Annotated in this window: 19 protein-coding genes; 10 read left to right on the forward strand and 9 right to left on the reverse strand. The window is 58.3% G+C overall.

Translation table 11 applies throughout. The annotated features are described in order from the left end of the window. Window position 1 precedes the first annotated feature (1 nt). From ptsN to PSH64_RS04475, 8 genes are all read right to left on the reverse strand, one after another. Window positions 2-466, reverse strand: coding sequence for a PTS IIA-like nitrogen regulatory protein PtsN (gene ptsN / locus PSH64_RS04440; RefSeq protein WP_105340078.1), 465 nt, complete (start codon window positions 464-466; stop codon window positions 2-4). Between the two features lie 12 nt (window positions 467-478). Continuing rightward, window positions 479-787 (reverse strand): ribosome hibernation-promoting factor, HPF/YfiA family, encoded by a 309-nt coding sequence (gene hpf, locus PSH64_RS04445; protein ID WP_039010540.1) that lies wholly within the window; start codon window positions 785-787, stop codon window positions 479-481. A 79-nt stretch (window positions 788-866) separates the two neighbouring features. Next, on the reverse strand, window positions 867-2,360 hold the full coding sequence (locus tag PSH64_RS04450; RefSeq protein WP_305480079.1) for an RNA polymerase factor sigma-54: 1,494 nt from the start codon (window positions 2,358-2,360) through the stop codon (window positions 867-869). A 273-nt stretch (window positions 2,361-2,633) separates the two neighbouring features. Further along, window positions 2,634-3,359: an LPS export ABC transporter ATP-binding protein gene (lptB, locus tag PSH64_RS04455; RefSeq protein ID WP_007901537.1), complete on the reverse strand. Its 726-nt coding sequence runs from the start codon at window positions 3,357-3,359 to the stop codon at window positions 2,634-2,636. Further along, window positions 3,359-3,907, reverse strand: coding sequence for a lipopolysaccharide transport periplasmic protein LptA (lptA, locus tag PSH64_RS04460; RefSeq protein WP_105340080.1), 549 nt, complete (start codon window positions 3,905-3,907; stop codon window positions 3,359-3,361). The genes lptB and lptA overlap by 1 nt, the downstream gene beginning before the upstream one ends. Beyond that, window positions 3,894-4,466 carry an LPS export ABC transporter periplasmic protein LptC gene (lptC, locus tag PSH64_RS04465; RefSeq protein ID WP_105340081.1) on the reverse strand — a complete coding sequence of 191 codons (573 nt, stop codon included), beginning with the start codon at window positions 4,464-4,466 and terminating at the stop codon, window positions 3,894-3,896. Before lptC ends, lptA begins: the two co-directional genes overlap by 14 nt. A 7-nt stretch (window positions 4,467-4,473) precedes the next feature. Continuing rightward, complete coding sequence (locus tag PSH64_RS04470) at window positions 4,474-4,998, reverse strand: HAD family hydrolase (RefSeq protein ID WP_105340082.1); 525 nt, start codon at window positions 4,996-4,998, stop codon at window positions 4,474-4,476. Beyond that, on the reverse strand, window positions 4,998-5,972 hold the full coding sequence (locus PSH64_RS04475) for a KpsF/GutQ family sugar-phosphate isomerase (RefSeq protein WP_305480080.1): 975 nt from the start codon (window positions 5,970-5,972) through the stop codon (window positions 4,998-5,000). Before PSH64_RS04475 ends, PSH64_RS04470 begins: the two co-directional genes overlap by 1 nt. Before the next feature lie 276 nt (window positions 5,973-6,248). Between PSH64_RS04475 and PSH64_RS04480 the strand changes: the two genes are divergently transcribed. The 10 genes from PSH64_RS04480 (at window position 6,249) to hisC (ending at window position 14,200) form a co-directional block, all read left to right on the forward strand. Next, window positions 6,249-7,058, forward strand: a complete 810-nt coding sequence (locus PSH64_RS04480) for an ABC transporter ATP-binding protein (RefSeq protein ID WP_105340084.1) — start codon at window positions 6,249-6,251, stop codon at window positions 7,056-7,058. Beyond that, entirely contained in the window at window positions 7,058-7,855 is a 798-nt protein-coding gene (mlaE, locus tag PSH64_RS04485) for a lipid asymmetry maintenance ABC transporter permease subunit MlaE (protein ID WP_008008628.1), read from the forward strand. Before PSH64_RS04480 ends, mlaE begins: the two co-directional genes overlap by 1 nt. Continuing rightward, window positions 7,855-8,322: an outer membrane lipid asymmetry maintenance protein MlaD gene (mlaD, locus tag PSH64_RS04490; RefSeq protein WP_105340085.1), complete on the forward strand. Its 468-nt coding sequence runs from the start codon at window positions 7,855-7,857 to the stop codon at window positions 8,320-8,322. Before mlaE ends, mlaD begins: the two co-directional genes overlap by 1 nt. Before the next feature lie 11 nt (window positions 8,323-8,333). Beyond that, complete coding sequence (locus PSH64_RS04495) at window positions 8,334-8,987, forward strand: phospholipid-binding protein MlaC (RefSeq protein ID WP_105340086.1); 654 nt, start codon at window positions 8,334-8,336, stop codon at window positions 8,985-8,987. Continuing rightward, window positions 8,984-9,289 carry a lipid asymmetry maintenance protein MlaB gene (locus PSH64_RS04500; protein ID WP_105340087.1) on the forward strand — a complete coding sequence of 102 codons (306 nt, stop codon included), beginning with the start codon at window positions 8,984-8,986 and terminating at the stop codon, window positions 9,287-9,289. The genes PSH64_RS04495 and PSH64_RS04500 overlap by 4 nt, the downstream gene beginning before the upstream one ends. A 114-nt stretch (window positions 9,290-9,403) precedes the next feature. Next, window positions 9,404-9,643, forward strand: a complete 240-nt coding sequence (locus PSH64_RS04505; protein ID WP_105340088.1) for a BolA family protein — start codon at window positions 9,404-9,406, stop codon at window positions 9,641-9,643. Window positions 9,644-9,665: 22 nt separating this feature from the next. Then, complete coding sequence (gene murA, locus PSH64_RS04510) at window positions 9,666-10,931, forward strand: UDP-N-acetylglucosamine 1-carboxyvinyltransferase (RefSeq protein ID WP_008070575.1); 1,266 nt, start codon at window positions 9,666-9,668, stop codon at window positions 10,929-10,931. Window positions 10,932-11,057: 126 nt separating this feature from the next. After that, a complete protein-coding gene (gene hisG / locus PSH64_RS04515; protein WP_007941260.1) occupies window positions 11,058-11,693 on the forward strand; it encodes an ATP phosphoribosyltransferase in 636 nt (211 codons plus the stop codon). Window positions 11,694-11,819: 126 nt separating this feature from the next. Continuing rightward, window positions 11,820-13,145 (forward strand): histidinol dehydrogenase, encoded by a 1,326-nt coding sequence (gene hisD, locus PSH64_RS04520; protein WP_018927194.1) that lies wholly within the window; start codon window positions 11,820-11,822, stop codon window positions 13,143-13,145. A 2-nt stretch (window positions 13,146-13,147) separates the two neighbouring features. Then, window positions 13,148-14,200: a histidinol-phosphate transaminase gene (gene hisC, locus PSH64_RS04525; RefSeq protein ID WP_105340089.1), complete on the forward strand. Its 1,053-nt coding sequence runs from the start codon at window positions 13,148-13,150 to the stop codon at window positions 14,198-14,200. A 61-nt stretch (window positions 14,201-14,261) separates the two neighbouring features. Here hisC and PSH64_RS04530 read toward each other — a convergent pair whose 3' ends face one another. Continuing rightward, window positions 14,262-14,651 carry a hypothetical protein gene (locus PSH64_RS04530; RefSeq protein WP_305480088.1) on the reverse strand — a complete coding sequence of 130 codons (390 nt, stop codon included), beginning with the start codon at window positions 14,649-14,651 and terminating at the stop codon, window positions 14,262-14,264. Between the last annotated feature and the right edge of the window lie 310 nt (window positions 14,652-14,961).

Here is a 14,961-nt window from a genome sequence, read left to right on the forward strand (position 1 = left end):
ATTAGTGACCGTTTTGCTCGTCCAGGACAACCTGATACAAGGCTTCGTTGCTCGGGGCGCTGCGCAGTTTTTCACGCACTTCCTTGCGGTCAAGCATGCTGGCGATCTGGCGTAGCAGTTCCAGGTGCGCATCGGTGGCGGCTTCCGGGACCAGTAGAACAAACAGCAGGTCAACCGGGGCGCCGTCAATGGCGTCAAAATCGATAGGGGCTTCCAGGTGCAGCAGCGCACTGATTGGCGAGGTGCAGCCTTTGAGCCGGCAGTGGGGGATCGCGATGCCGTTGCCGAAACCGGTAGAGCCGAGTTTCTCACGGGCAATCAAGGCCTCGAAGACGTCCTGCATTTCCAGATCCGGTACTTCGCGGTGGATAAGGTTGGCAATTTGTTCGAGGGCTTTCTTTTTACTGCCACCCGGCGCGTTCACCAGGGAACGGCCGGGGGTCAGGATGCTTTCAAGTCGGATCATGGGTTGGGAGTGTTAACGACCGGTCGCGCCCTGGAGGAGGCTCTGGGTCTTTTCCTTATGCTTTTTGAGTTGGCGATCCAGCTTGTCGGTCAGCAGGTCAATGGCGGCATACATGTCCGTATGCTCGGCATTGGCGACTACTTCTCCGCCGGGAATATGCAGCGTGGCTTCGATTTTCTGCAGCAGCTTCTCGACGTTCATCGTGACTTGCACGTTGGTGATCTTGTCGAAATGCCTCTCTAATCGTTCGAGTTTTTCGCCGATGTAGGTGCGAAGAGGTTCGGTCACTTCCAGTTGGTGTCCACTGATGTTGACTTGCATACAGCTTCTCCTTCGTTGCCAGTGCATAAAGCGGCAGGCAGAAATGCCTGCCACTGGAACGCTGTGGCGAGCCCGGCGGCTACATCAACCGCTTCCGTTCGCTGGAAGGCGCGATCCCCAGGGATTCGCGGTACTTGGCGACCGTACGACGGGCTACCTGAATGCCTTGTGCCTCCAGTAAACCAGCGATCTTGCTGTCACTCAACGGCTTTTTCTGATTTTCCGCGGCAACCAGTTTCTTGATGATCGCGCGGATCGCCGTAGACGAGCATTCCCCGCCTTCGGAGGTGCTGACGTGGCTGGAAAAAAAGTATTTCAGTTCATAGATGCCCCGTGGGGTATGCATGAATTTTTGCGTGGTCACCCGTGAAATCGTCGATTCATGCATGCCCACCGCTTCGGCGATGTCATGCAGCACCAACGGTTTCATGGCTTCGTCGCCGTACTCCAGAAAGCCGCGTTGATGCTCGACGATCTGAGTGGCTACTTTCATCAGGGTTTCGTTGCGGCTTTGCAGGCTCTTGATGAACCAGCGAGCCTCCTGCAACTGATTACGCATGAAAGTGTTATCTGCGCTGGTATCGGCGCGGCGCACGAAGCCGGCGTATTGGGCGTTGACCCGCAGGCGTGGCACCGACTCCTGGTTCAGCTCCACCAGCCAGCGCTCGTTGTCCTTGCGTACGATCACGTCGGGAACGACGTATTCGGCTTCGGTGGACTCGATTTGCGAGCCCGGGCGCGGGTTGAGGCTCTGGACCAGTTCGATCACCTGACGCAGTTCATCTTCCTTGAGCTTCATGCGGCGCATCAGCTGGCTGTAGTCGCGGCTGCCGAGCAGGTCGATGTAATCGGTGACCAGGCGCTTGGCCTCCGCCAGCCAAGGGGTCTTGGCGGGCAGTTGGCGCAGTTGCAGCAGCAGGCATTCACCCAGGTTGCGGGCGCCGATGCCGGCGGGTTCGAATTGCTGGATGCGGTGCAGGACGGCTTCGATTTCGTCCAGCTCGATGTCCAGTTCCGGATCGAAGGCCTCGAGGATTTCCTCGAGGGTCTCGTCCAGATAGCCCTGATTGTTGATGCAGTCGATCAGGGTCACGGCGATCAGGCGATCGGTGTCGGACATCGGTGCCAGGTTCAGTTGCCAGAGCAAATGGCTTTGCAGGCTTTCACCGACCGATGTGCGGGTGGTGAAGTCCCACTCGTCGTCATCGTTGCTCGGCAGGCTGCTGGCGCTGGTCTGGTAGACGTCTTCCCAGGCGGTGTCGACAGGCAATTCGTTGGGAATGCGCTCGTTCCAGTCGCCGTCCTCAAGGTTATCCACCGTCGGAGCGGTTTCCTGGTAGGAGGGTTCCTGAATGTCGGGGTTGGGTTTTTGTTCGGCGTTATCGGCCAAGGGGTCGGCGTTATCGAGGTCGTCGCCTTCTTCCTGGCGTTCGAGCATCGGATTGGACTCCAGGGCCTCCTGGATTTCCTGTTGCAGGTCCAGGGTCGACAATTGGAGCAGGCGGATAGCCTGTTGCAGCTGCGGTGTCATCGTCAGCTGCTGGCCCATTCTCAAGACTAGCGATGGTTTCATGGCAGGGGCTTAACACCTTATTCGCCGGCGCACATGCGCCATCCACTACAGGGCGCCGAAGCGCCAAACATAAGCAAATTATATGCCTGAAACTGAAGTGTTTGCCTAGAGCGCTGTAACAATAAAAAACTATAAAGCTTTATTGACACGTGGCCCTTGCTGATGGCTGAACACCTTTGGAGCGACGTGTTTGCCTGGAGCGCCGTAACAATAAAAACCTATTGATTTTTTATTGAAACAAGCGCCCGGGCGATTGGCCAGGCACCTCAGCGCTTACAGGCGGAACTCGTGGCCCAGATACACTTCCTTGACCAATTCGTTGGCCAGGATAGTGGCGGAGTCACCTTCAGCGATCAGTTGGCCATCGTTGACGATGTAGGCCGTTTCGCAGATGTCCAGGGTTTCACGGACGTTGTGGTCTGTGATCAGCACGCCAATGCCTTTGGCCTTGAGGTGATGGATGATCTGCTTGATGTCGCCCACCGAGATCGGGTCCACGCCGGCGAAAGGTTCGTCGAGGAGGATGAATTTCGGGTTGGTGGCCAGTGCTCGGGCGATTTCCACGCGGCGGCGTTCGCCACCGGACAGGCTCATCCCAAGGTTGTCCCGGATGTGGTGGATGTGAAATTCCTGCAGCAGGCTTTCCAGCTCTTTGCGGCGACCGGCCTTGTCGAGTTCCTTGCGGGTCTCGAGGATGGCCATGATGTTGTCGGCCACCGAAAGCTTGCGGAAGATCGACGCCTCTTGCGGCAGATAGCCGATGCCGGCTTTGGCGCGACCGTGCATGGGCTGGTGGCTGACGTCCAGGTCGTCGATCAGTACGCGGCCCTGGTCGGCCTGCACCAGGCCGACGATCATGTAGAAGCAGGTGGTCTTGCCGGCACCGTTGGGGCCAAGCAGGCCGACGATCTGACCGCTGTCGATGGACAGGCTGACGTCACGCACGACCTGGCGGCTCTTGTAGCTCTTGGCCAGATGCTGAGCTTTCAGAGTTGCCATTACTGGGCCTTTTGCTCGTCGGTTTTCTTTTTCGGCTGGATCACCATGTCGATGCGCGGACGCGCCTCGGTGACTTTGTTGCCCGTGGCGCGACCGGCGCTCGCAAGCTTCTTGACCGTGTCGTAGACGATTTTCTCGCCCTGGGTGGTGTTGTTGTCCTTGTCGACAACTTTAGCCTTGTCGATCAGCACGACGCGGTTTTGCGCCGCGTGGTACTGGATGGTTACACCCCAGCCCTGAACAGGCTTGGTGTCGCCGGCGGTCTGCAGTTGCTCGAAGTAGGCGAGGTTGCCCACCGAAGTCACCACGTCGATGTCGCCCGCAGGCGTGCGGGTGATGGTCACGGTGTTGCCCTTAACGATCATCGAGCCCTGAGTGATGATCACGTCACCTTTATAGGTGGCAATACCATTCTTGTCGTCCAGCTGGGCGTCGTCGGCCTGGATGCGGATAGGCTGCGCTTGATCGGTCGGCAGAGCCCAGGCGCTCACGCTTCCCAGTGCTGCGCTCAGACTGAGCAAAATAGGGAGAGTTTTAACGAGCCTCATACTGTCCTCTTACGTTAGATAGCAGGTGTATCCTGCTTTCTTTCAAGTACGCTTTCATTCCGTTGCCTGTCGATACGCCGCCAGCGCCGTCGATTCTAACGGGTTGATCGGTCTGCGCATATTGCTGCTGCGGGAACACTGTCATACGGGTGGTGGTAATCAGGGTTTTACGGTTTTTTTCGTCGAAACGGGTGATACGTACCGAGTCAATCAGCTCGACCTGGGTGCCGTCCGGGTTGACTTCGCCGCGTTCGCTCTGGACATGCCAGGGGAACTCGGTACCGCGAAACATGTTCAGGTCAGGATTGGACAGTAACGTCACTTCGGTCGCTTTCAGGTGTTCGACCTTGTCGGACGTCATTTCGTACTGCAATTTGCCGTCCGGCAGGTACTGCACGCTATGGGCGTTGATGGCGTAATAGTCGATCGCGCTTTCATCGACCTTGGCCACTGGCTTGTCGAGGAAGCGTTCCGGGCTGATGTTCCAGTAGCCGACCGCGGCGAACAGCGCCGCGATGCAACCGAATATCAGGATGTTGCGAATCTTTTTGCTCAGCATGATGGGCTCACAGGTACGCGGCGTTGGCCGCATCGAGGCGGCCCTGGGCGCGCAGGATCAATTCGCAGAATTCGCGAGCGGCACCCTCGCCACCACGGGCCTGGGTGATGCCGTGGGCATGTTCGCGCACGAAGCTGGCAGCGTTGGCCACCGCCATGCCCAGGCCAACCCGGCGAATCACCGGCAGGTCTGGCAGGTCGTCGCCAAGGTAGGCCACTTGTTCATAGCTCAGGTTCAGTTGGGCAAGAAGCCCGTCGAGCACCACCAGTTTATCTTCGCGACCCTGGAACAGGTGTGGAATGCCGAGGTTTTTCGCGCGGCGTTCGACTACCGGGGTCTTGCGGCCGCTGATGATAGCCGTCTGTACGCCGGCTGCCATCAACATCTTGATGCCCTGGCCGTCGAGGGTATTGAAGGTCTTGAATTCGCTGCCGTCTTCGAGGAAGTACAGGCGCCCGTCGGTCAGCACGCCGTCGACGTCGAATACCGCCAGTTTGATCTGTTTGCCGCGTAGCAGCAGGTCCGTGCTCATTACATTACTCCCGCGCGCAGCAAGTCGTGCATGTTCAAGGCGCCGACCGGGCGGTCTTCGCTGTCGACCACGACCAGCGCATTGATCTTGTGGTCTTCCATGATTTTAAGCGCCTCGGCGGCAAGCATCTCGGCACGTGCGGTCTTGCCATGGGCGGTCATGACCTGGTCGATGGTGGCGCTGTGGATGTCGATGCTGCGGTCCAGGGTGCGGCGCAGGTCGCCGTCGGTGAAGATCCCGGCGAGTTTGCCGTCGGCTTCCAGAACCACGGTCATGCCCAAGCCCTTGCGGGTCATTTCCATCAGAGCGTCCTTGAGCAGGGTGCCGCGCTGAACCTGCGGCAGCTCTTGCCCGGCGTGCATGACGTTTTCCACTTTCAGCAGCAGGCGTCGGCCCAGCGCGCCGCCAGGGTGGGAAAAGGCGAAATCTTCAGCGGTAAAGCCGCGGGCTTCCAGCAGCGCAACCGCCAGGGCATCGCCCATCACCAGGGCGGCGGTGGTCGACGAGGTCGGTGCCAGGTTCAGCGGGCAGGCTTCGTGCTCGACGTGAACGTTGAGGTTGACTTCGGCGGCCTTGGCCAGCGCTGAGTCGGGATTGCCGGTGACGCTGATCAATTTGATGCCCAGGCGCTTGATCAGTGGCAACAGGGTGACGATTTCATTGGTGGAGCCGGAGTTCGACAGCGCCAGGATGATGTCATCGCGAGTGATCATGCCCATGTCGCCGTGGCTGGCTTCGGCCGGATGTACAAAGAAAGCCGTGGTGCCGGTGCTGGCAAGGGTGGCGGCAATCTTGTTGCCGATATGCCCCGACTTGCCCATGCCGACCACGACCACGCGGCCTTTGCTGGCCAGAATCATCTCGCAAGCGCGTACGAAATCTGCGTCGATATGGGGCAGCAAGCCTTGTACGGCTTCCAGTTCGAGGCGGATGGTGCGTTGTGCAGATTGAATCAGGTCGCTGGATTGGTTCATGTCAGAAATCGTATAGCCTGATGAAAAGGCGGCGATTATAGCGGTAATGATCAAAACCCTCACGCAAGTTCGTCGCGGTTTGTCATTCCTTGTTACCGAATCCCTCTAAATAGATGATTTCAGGTGGTCATGTTGCTGAACGTGCCCAGCTTGGGCCTTGGGCGCTTGGCCTTTGCAGTGATATAGTTCGCCGCCAGTTCGGCCTGCCCGGGGAGGTATGTGCTTTCGCCAGAAAGCCAGGCGTCCGAGTGAGAGGCTGCATCGCAAGGAGTTTAGATGAGTGCCGATAACGCCTACGCGGTCGAGCTGAAGGGACTGACCTTCAAGCGCGGTGCGCGCAGCATTTTCAATAACGTCGATATCCGCATACCGCGCGGCAAGGTCACCGGTATCATGGGGCCTTCCGGGTGTGGCAAGACCACGCTGTTGCGGCTGATAGGCGCGCAATTGCGCCCCACCAGCGGCGAAGTCTGGGTCAATGGACAGAACCTGCCGGCGTTGTCGCGTAGCGATCTGTTCGATGCGCGCAAGCAAATGGGTGTGCTGTTTCAGAGTGGCGCACTGTTTACCGATCTTGATGTGTTCGAGAACGTCGCCTTTCCGCTGCGTGTTCATACCGGGCTGCCGGAAGAAATGATCCGCGACATTGTCCTGCTCAAATTGCAGGCCGTGGGCTTGCGTGGCGCCATCGACCTGATGCCTGACGAATTGTCCGGCGGCATGAAGCGTCGCGTCGCGCTGGCCCGGGCTATTGCTCTTGATCCGCAAATCCTCATGTACGACGAGCCCTTTGTTGGTCAGGACCCGATCGCCATGGGCGTGCTGGTACGCCTGATCCGCCTGCTCAACGATGCGCTGGGCATCACCAGCATCGTGGTCTCCCACGATCTGGCCGAGACCGCGAGCATCGCCGACTACCTCATCGTGGTGGGCGATGGACAAGTGTTGGGCCAGGGCACGCCCGAGGATTTGATGAAATCGGACGAGCCACGTATTCGTCAATTCTTGACAGGTGAACCCGACGGCCCGGTCGCATACCACTTTCCAGCGCCGGATTACCGCGCAGATCTTCTGGGGAAGCGTTGATGCGCAAGATTTCACTGATAGAAAGAGTGCGCCGCTTCGGCTACGCCGGCATCGATGTGCTGGCGGTATTCGGTCGTTCGGCGCTGTTCCTGTTTCATGCCTTGCTCGGTCGTGGCGGCATCGGCGGCGGTTTTGGCCTGCTGGTCAAGCAACTGCATTCGGTGGGCGTGATGTCCCTGGTGATCATCGTGGTCTCCGGGGTGTTTATCGGCATGGTGCTGGCGCTGCAGGGCTTCAACATTCTGTCCAGCTATGGGTCGGAGCAGGCGGTCGGGCAGATGGTTGCACTGACGCTGCTGCGTGAGCTGGGGCCGGTGGTCACGGCCTTGCTGTTCGCCGGGCGCGCGGGTTCGGCGCTGACCGCCGAAATCGGCAACATGAAATCCACCGAGCAGCTGTCCAGCCTGGAAATGATCGGGGTCGACCCGCTCAAGTACATCATTGCCCCGCGCCTGTGGGCCGGCTTCATTTCCCTGCCAGTGCTGGCAATGATTTTCAGCGTGGTGGGTATCTGGGGCGGTTCGTGGGTAGCTGTCGACTGGCTGGGGGTCTATGAAGGCTCCTACTGGTCGAACATGCAAAACAGCGTGACGTTTGTCGACGATGTGCTCAACGGCATTATCAAAAGCATCGTGTTTGCCTTCGTCGTGACCTGGATCGCCGTATTCCAAGGCTATGACTGCGAGCCCACTTCCGAGGGGATCAGTCGTGCCACTACCAAGACCGTGGTGTACGCCTCTTTGGCTGTACTCGGCCTGGACTTTATTCTGACCGCCTTGATGTTTGGAGATTTCTGATGCAAAACCGCACCCTGGAAATCGGTGTCGGCCTTTTCTTGCTGGCTGGCATACTGGCTTTGCTGTTGCTTGCGTTGCGGGTCAGTGGTCTGTCCCCGAGCGCAGCCACCGATACTTATAAACTTTATGCGTACTTCGATAATATCGCCGGTTTGACGGTCAGAGCTAAAGTGACCATGGCCGGTGTGACCATCGGCAAGGTCACGGCGATCGATCTGGACCGCGACAGCTTCACTGGTCGGGTGACCATGCAACTGGAGAAGCGCGTAGATAACCTGCCGACTGACTCCACCGCATCCATCCTGACTGCTGGCCTGCTGGGTGAGAAATACATCGGCATCAGTGTGGGCGGGGAACAAGCCCTGCTCAAGGATGGCGGGACCATCCACGACACGCAGTCGTCGCTGGTGCTTGAGGACCTGATCGGTAAATTCCTGCTCAATACCGTTAGCAAAGACGCTAAATGAGGAGCTTTTAAATGATCTCTATCTTACGACGTGGCCTGTTTATATTGCTCGCGGCCCTGCCGTTGATGGCTAACGCCGTGGCGGCGCAGTCGGCGCACGATCTGGTTCAGGACACCACGACCCGGATGCTTGCCGACCTATCGGCCAATAAAGAGAAGTACAAGCAGGATCCACAAGACTTTTATACGGCGTTGAATACCATCGTCGGACCTGTGGTGGATGCCGAGGGCATTTCCAAAAGCATCATGACGGTCAAATACTCGCGCAAAGCAACGCCCGAGCAAATGAAGACGTTTGAAGAAAACTTCAAAAAGGGCCTGTTCCAGTTTTATGGCAACGCCTTGCTCGAATACAACAACCAGGGCATCACCGTTGAGCCTGCCAAGGATGAGTCGGGAGACCGTACCAGCGTAGGCATGACGGTCAAGGGCAGCAGCGGCGCGATCTATCCTGTGTCTTACACACTCGAGAAGATCAACGGCGAGTGGAAGCTGCGCAACGTCATTATCAATGGCATCAACATTGGCAAGCTGTTCCGCGATCAGTTCGCTGATGCAATGCAGCGCAATGGTAACGACCTGGACAAAACCATCAATGGTTGGGCCGGGGAAGTCGCCAAAGCCAAGGAAAACACCGAAAAAGCTGTCGAGAAGAAAGCCCAATGAGTGAGTCGGCCATTCGCATGAGCGAAACCGGCGAGCTGCTGCTCAGCGGTGTGCTGGATTACCGGACGGGCCCGAACCTGCGCAAGCAGGGGCAGGCGCTGATCAAGTCCAGTAACGCGGCGGCGCTGGTGGTCGATTGCTCCGCAGTGGAAAAGTCCAGCAGCGTCGGCTTGTCGCTGCTGCTGTGCTTCATGCGCGATGCCCAGGCGGCTGGCAAGGCCCTGAGCATTCGCGCAATGCCCGAAGACATGCGCGAAATCGCTCAGGTCAGCGAATTGACCGAGCTGTTGGCGCACCCCTAACCGGCATCTATAAAGAAGCCCCCCGTCAGAGTCCTGCTTCGCGGGGTTCGCAGGCGCGGGGCTTTTTTGTATGATGTCCGACCCGCGCGCACAGGGCGCCGATTGAGGTTGAGCATGCAGGCCGTAGAAGTGAAGAGCTTCCTTGAAGGAAAGCTGCCAGGAACTCAAATTGAAGTTGAGGGCGAAGGCTGCAACTTTCAGCTGAACGTGATTAGCGATGAACTGGCGGCGTTGAGCCCGGTGAAGCGTCAGCAGAGCATTTATGCCCATTTGAACCCATGGATCGCCGATGGCAGCATCCACGCGGTTACTATGAAATTTTTCAGCAGCGCGGCCTGGGCCGAGCGCACCTGAGCCCAAGGGCGTCGAGATTCTTATGGATAAATTGATTATTACCGGTGGCGCTCGTCTAGATGGCGAGATCCGCATCTCCGGGGCAAAGAACTCTGCCCTGCCGATCCTGGCTGCCACCTTGCTGTGCGATGGCCCGGTGACCGTGGCCAACCTGCCGCACCTGCACGACATCACCACCATGATCGAGCTGTTCGGTCGAATGGGCATTGAGCCGGTGATCGACGAGAAGCTCAGCGTCGAAATCGACCCGCGCACCATCAAGACCCTGATCGCGCCGTACGAACTGGTTAAAACCATGCGCGCCTCGATCCTGGTACTGGGCCCTATGGTTGCCCGTTTCGGCGAAGCCGAAGTTGCACTGCCTGGCGGTTGCGCCATCGGTTCGCGTCCGGTCGACCTGCACATCCGTGGTCTTGAAGCCATGGGCGCGGTCATCGACGTCGAAGGCGGCTACATCAAGGCCAAGGCCCCTGAAGGCGGCCTGCGCGGTGCGCACTTCTTCTTCGATACCGTCAGCGTGACCGGTACCGAAAACATCATGATGGCAGCCGCTCTGGCCAAGGGCCGCAGCGTTCTGGCAAACGCCGCTCGCGAGCCTGAAGTCGTCGACCTGGCAAACTTCCTGAACGCCATGGGCGCGAAGGTTTCCGGCGCCGGCACCGACACCATCACCATTGATGGCGTCGAGCGTCTGCACACCACCACTTACAAAGTGATGCCTGACCGTATCGAGACCGGCACCTATCTGGTGGCGGCAGCGGTCACCGGCGGGCGTGTGAAGGTCAAGGACACCGATCCGACCATCCTTGAAGCCGTTCTGGAAAAGCTCCGCGAGTCGGGTGCTGAAATCACCTGCGGTGAAGACTGGATCGAGCTGAACATGCACGGCAAGCGGCCCAAAGCCGTCAATGTGCGGACCGCTCCTTACCCGGCGTTCCCGACCGACATGCAAGCGCAGTTCATCTCCCTCAACGCCATTGCTGAAGGCACCGGCGCTGTGATCGAGACGATCTTCGAAAACCGCTTCATGCACGTTTACGAACTGCACCGCATGGGCGCTCACATCCAGGTCGAAGGCAACACCGCCATCGTCACCGGCATCGAAAAGCTCAAGGGCGCGCCAGTCATGGCCACCGACCTGCGTGCTTCGGCGAGCCTGGTGATCTCGGCGCTGATCGCCGAAGGCGATACCCTGATCGATCGCATCTACCACATCGACCGTGGTTATGAGTGCATCGAAGAGAAACTGCAGATGCTCGGCGCCAAGATCCGCCGCGTACCGGGCTAGTTTCCGCTGCATGGGCGCAGGGACGTGCCCGTTGATTTGTTGAAGTCGAGTCTGTTTCAGGCTCGATGTGTGTCCGGCGCCGTTTGCGACCGGGCATGAGTACCTTGATAAGGACTGACGTTTCCCATGTTGACTATCGCACTGTCCAAGGGCCGCATCCTTGACGACACCCTGCCGCTTCTGGCTGAAGCGGGCATCGTGCCGACCGAGAATCCGGACAAGAGCCGCAAGCTGATCATCCCCACGACCCAGGCCGATGTGCGCTTGCTGATCGTGCGTGCCACCGATGTGCCGACCTATGTCGAGCATGGTGCCGCCGACCTGGGCGTCGCCGGTAAAGACGTGCTGATGGAATACGGCGGCCAGGGGCTGTACGAACCACTGGACCTGCAAATCGCCCAGTGCAAACTGATGACGGCCGGCAAAGTCGGCGCAGTCGAGCCCAAGGGCCGCCTGCGCATCGCCACCAAGTTCGTCAACGTCGCCAAGCGCTACTACGCCGAACAGGGTCGTCAGGTCGACATCATCAAGCTCTACGGCTCGATGGAACTGGCGCCGCTGATCGGTCTGGCGGACAAGATCATCGACGTGGTCGACACCGGTAACACGCTGCGGGCCAACGGCCTGGAGCCACAGGATTTCATCGCTGCCATCAGCTCCCGTCTGATCGTCAACAAGGCGTCGATGAAAATGCAGCATGCCCGTATCCAGGCGTTGATCGACACCCTGCGCAAGGCAGTGGAGTCTCGACACCGCGGCTGATTCACCTGCGCGGCCATAAACCGCGCCCGTCTATCCGCCTCATAGCCAGAATTCTCAGGTGCCCAAGCGGAAACGACTGCTAAGTTAGGGCGCCTGAGTTTTTGCCAATCCTATGAGGCTCTCGCTATGACCGCACCGACTGCAATTCGCCGACTCAACGCTGCTGACCCGGATTTCGCACATCATCTGGATCATCTGCTGAGCTGGGAAAGTGTGTCTGACGACTCGGTCAATCAGCGGGTGCTGGACATCATCAAGGCCGTGCGCGAGCGTGGCGATGCGGCGGTGGTCGAGTTCACCCAGAAGTTCGACGGCCTGCAAGTGGCGTCCATGGCGGACCTGATCCTGCCGCGCGAACGCCTGGAACTGGCATTGACCCGCATCACCGTGCCTCAGCGCGAAGCCCTGGAAAAAGCCGCGACCCGTGTGCGCAGCTACCACGAAAAACAGAAACAGGACTCCTGGAGCTACACCGAAGCCGATGGCACGGTGCTGGGCCAGAAGGTCACGCCACTGGATCGCGCCGGTCTGTATGTGCCGGGCGGCAAGGCGTCCTACCCGTCATCGGTACTGATGAACGCGATTCCGGCCAAGGTGGCAGGCGTGACCGAAGTGGTCATGGTCGTGCCGACCCCGCGCGGTGAAGTCAACGAGCTGGTGCTGGCCGCGGCCTGCATCGCCGGAGTCGACCGGGTGTTCACCATCGGCGGCGCCCAGGCAGTTGCGGCGCTGGCCTACGGCACCGAAAGCGTGCCGAAGGTCGACAAAGTGGTTGGCCCGGGAAACATCTATGTCGCCACCGCCAAGCGCCACGTGTTCGGCCAGGTCGGCATCGACATGATCGCCGGCCCTTCGGAAATTCTGGTGGTGTGTGACGGCCAGACCGATCCGGACTGGATCGCCATGGACCTGTTCTCCCAGGCCGAGCACGACGAAGACGCCCAGGCGATTCTGGTCAGCCCGGACGCCGAGTTCCTCGACAAAGTGGCGGCGAGCATCGCCAAATTGCTGCCGACCATGGAGCGCGCCGAGATCATCGAAACCTCGATCAATGGCCGTGGCGCGCTGATCAAGGTTCGCGACATGGAACAGGCCATCGAAGTGGCCAACCGCATTGCCCCAGAGCACCTGGAGCTGTCGGTCGCCGATCCACAGGCCTGGCTGCCGCAGATCCGCCACGCCGGCGCGATCTTCATGGGCCGCCACACTTCCGAAGCCCTGGGCGACTACTGCGCAGGTCCGAACCACGTATTGCCGACCTCCGGCACTGCGCGCTTCTCCTCGCCCCTGGGTGTTTACGACTTCCAGAAACGTTCGTCGATCATCTTCTGCTCCGAGCAGGGTGCCTCCGAACTGGGCAAGACCGCCTCCGTACTGGCCCGTGGCGAATCGCTGAGCGCTCACGCCCGCAGTGCTGAATACCGCATTCTTGATGACAAGCAGGGGAACTGAACATGAGTAAATTCTGGAGCCCGTTCGTCAAGAATCTGGTGCCTTATGTGCCGGGCGAGCAGCCGAAACTGGCAAAACTGGTGAAGCTCAACACCAACGAAAACCCGTACGGTCCATCGCCTAAAGCCCTGGCGGCGATGCAAACCGAACTGAACGACAACCTGCGTCTGTACCCGGACCCGAACAGCGACCTGCTCAAGCAAGCCGTTGCCAAGTACTACGGCGTGCAGGGCAATCAGGTGTTCCTCGGTAACGGTTCCGATGAAGTCCTGGCGCACATCTTTCACGGTTTGCTGCAGCACGATAAACCGCTGCTGTTCCCGGACATCAGCTACAGCTTTTACCCGGTTTACTGCGGGTTGTATGGCATCAAGTTCGATGCGGTTGCGCTGGACGAACAGTTCCAGATCAACCCGGCGGACTATGCCAAGCCGAACGGCGGGATCATCTTTCCGAACCCGAATGCGCCGACCGGTTGCCTGTTGGCACTGGACGCTGTTGAGCAAATCCTCAAGGCCAGCCCGGATTCGGTGGTCGTGGTGGATGAGGCTTACATCGACTTCGGCGGTGAAACGGCGATCACGCTGGTGGACCGTTATCCGAACCTGTTGGTGACGCAGACCCTGTCCAAGTCCCGTTCCCTGGCCGGCCTGCGGGTTGGCCTGGCTGTGGGGCACCCGGACCTGATCGAGGCGCTGGAGCGGATCAAGAACAGCTTCAACTCCTACCCGCTTGATCGCCTGGCGATTGTAGGGGCTGCGGCGGCGTTCGAAGATCGCGAGTATTTCGACAAGACCTGCCGGTTGGTCATCGAGAGTCGCGAGAAGGTGGTCGCGCAACTGGAGGCGAAGGGGTTTGAAGTGTTGCCGTCGGCGGCGAACTTCATTTTCGCCCGTCACCCGAAGCACGATGCGGCGGGGCTGGCGGCGAAGTTGCGCGAACAGGGCGTGATTGTTCGGCACTTCAAGCAAGAGCGGATTGCCCAGTTCCTGCGGATCTCCATTGGCGCGCCAGAGCAGAATCAGGCGTTAATTGATGGTTTGGGTGACCTATAGGGTTTTAAACTAACAATTGCACTGATCAGACTTAATGAGCCATTTGATCAGTGCAGTTCTGTTAGTTTGAAACGATATCTACGTCAAATTCTCCGCTGATCTGTTCATTGTCTTTCAGTTTGAAAGTATATTTTCCTTTAGCATAGCGTTGTGAATCTGTGAAGATGATCTCTATCGAGCCTTCCACAGCGTTATTACCGTTATGCGCCCATGTAAGATAGGGGAGCGGGAAGTCTTTTGGATATTCTTTTGTTACTTTTTCGTTATTCTTGATTCCGGGCGGAAAACCGATACTCACCCGTGGGTTTTCCCAGCCTCCGATGATATATCCGGAACGCTCCGGCGAGTTCCCGGAAAAGAGATGATAATCCACATCTGTGGTTTCGACTTCAGCTCCATCATTAACTTTTACCGTAAATGTACCTTTACTTGTAGGTTTGTGTTGATCCATGAGTCAAGCTCCCTTGGTTAATTATAAGTTGCAGAAGGCAAGGATAATGTGGCTTCTTAAGATCTAAATTAACTTTGATGTCTGGGTGAGGCTACTGACATAAATGACAGTTTTTTAGCATTGTTTTGAATAATAAATCGTTGTTTTAAAGTTTTTGTGCTCCACGTTTGGCTGCCTTCAATACGGACCTTGGAGCGAGGCTTGCCTGCAAAAAGCGATTACGTGGTGCAACAGGTGTTGCCGTTTTTCGCGGACTAATTGAAAACCCCGCGCGTCGCCACATCCGGATTGTCCTTCAGCACAATCTCCA

The sequence above is a fragment of the Pseudomonas sp. FP1742 genome (assembly GCF_030687145.1).
GTDB classification, from domain to species: Bacteria; Pseudomonadota; Gammaproteobacteria; order Pseudomonadales; family Pseudomonadaceae; genus Aquipseudomonas; species Aquipseudomonas frederiksbergensis_D.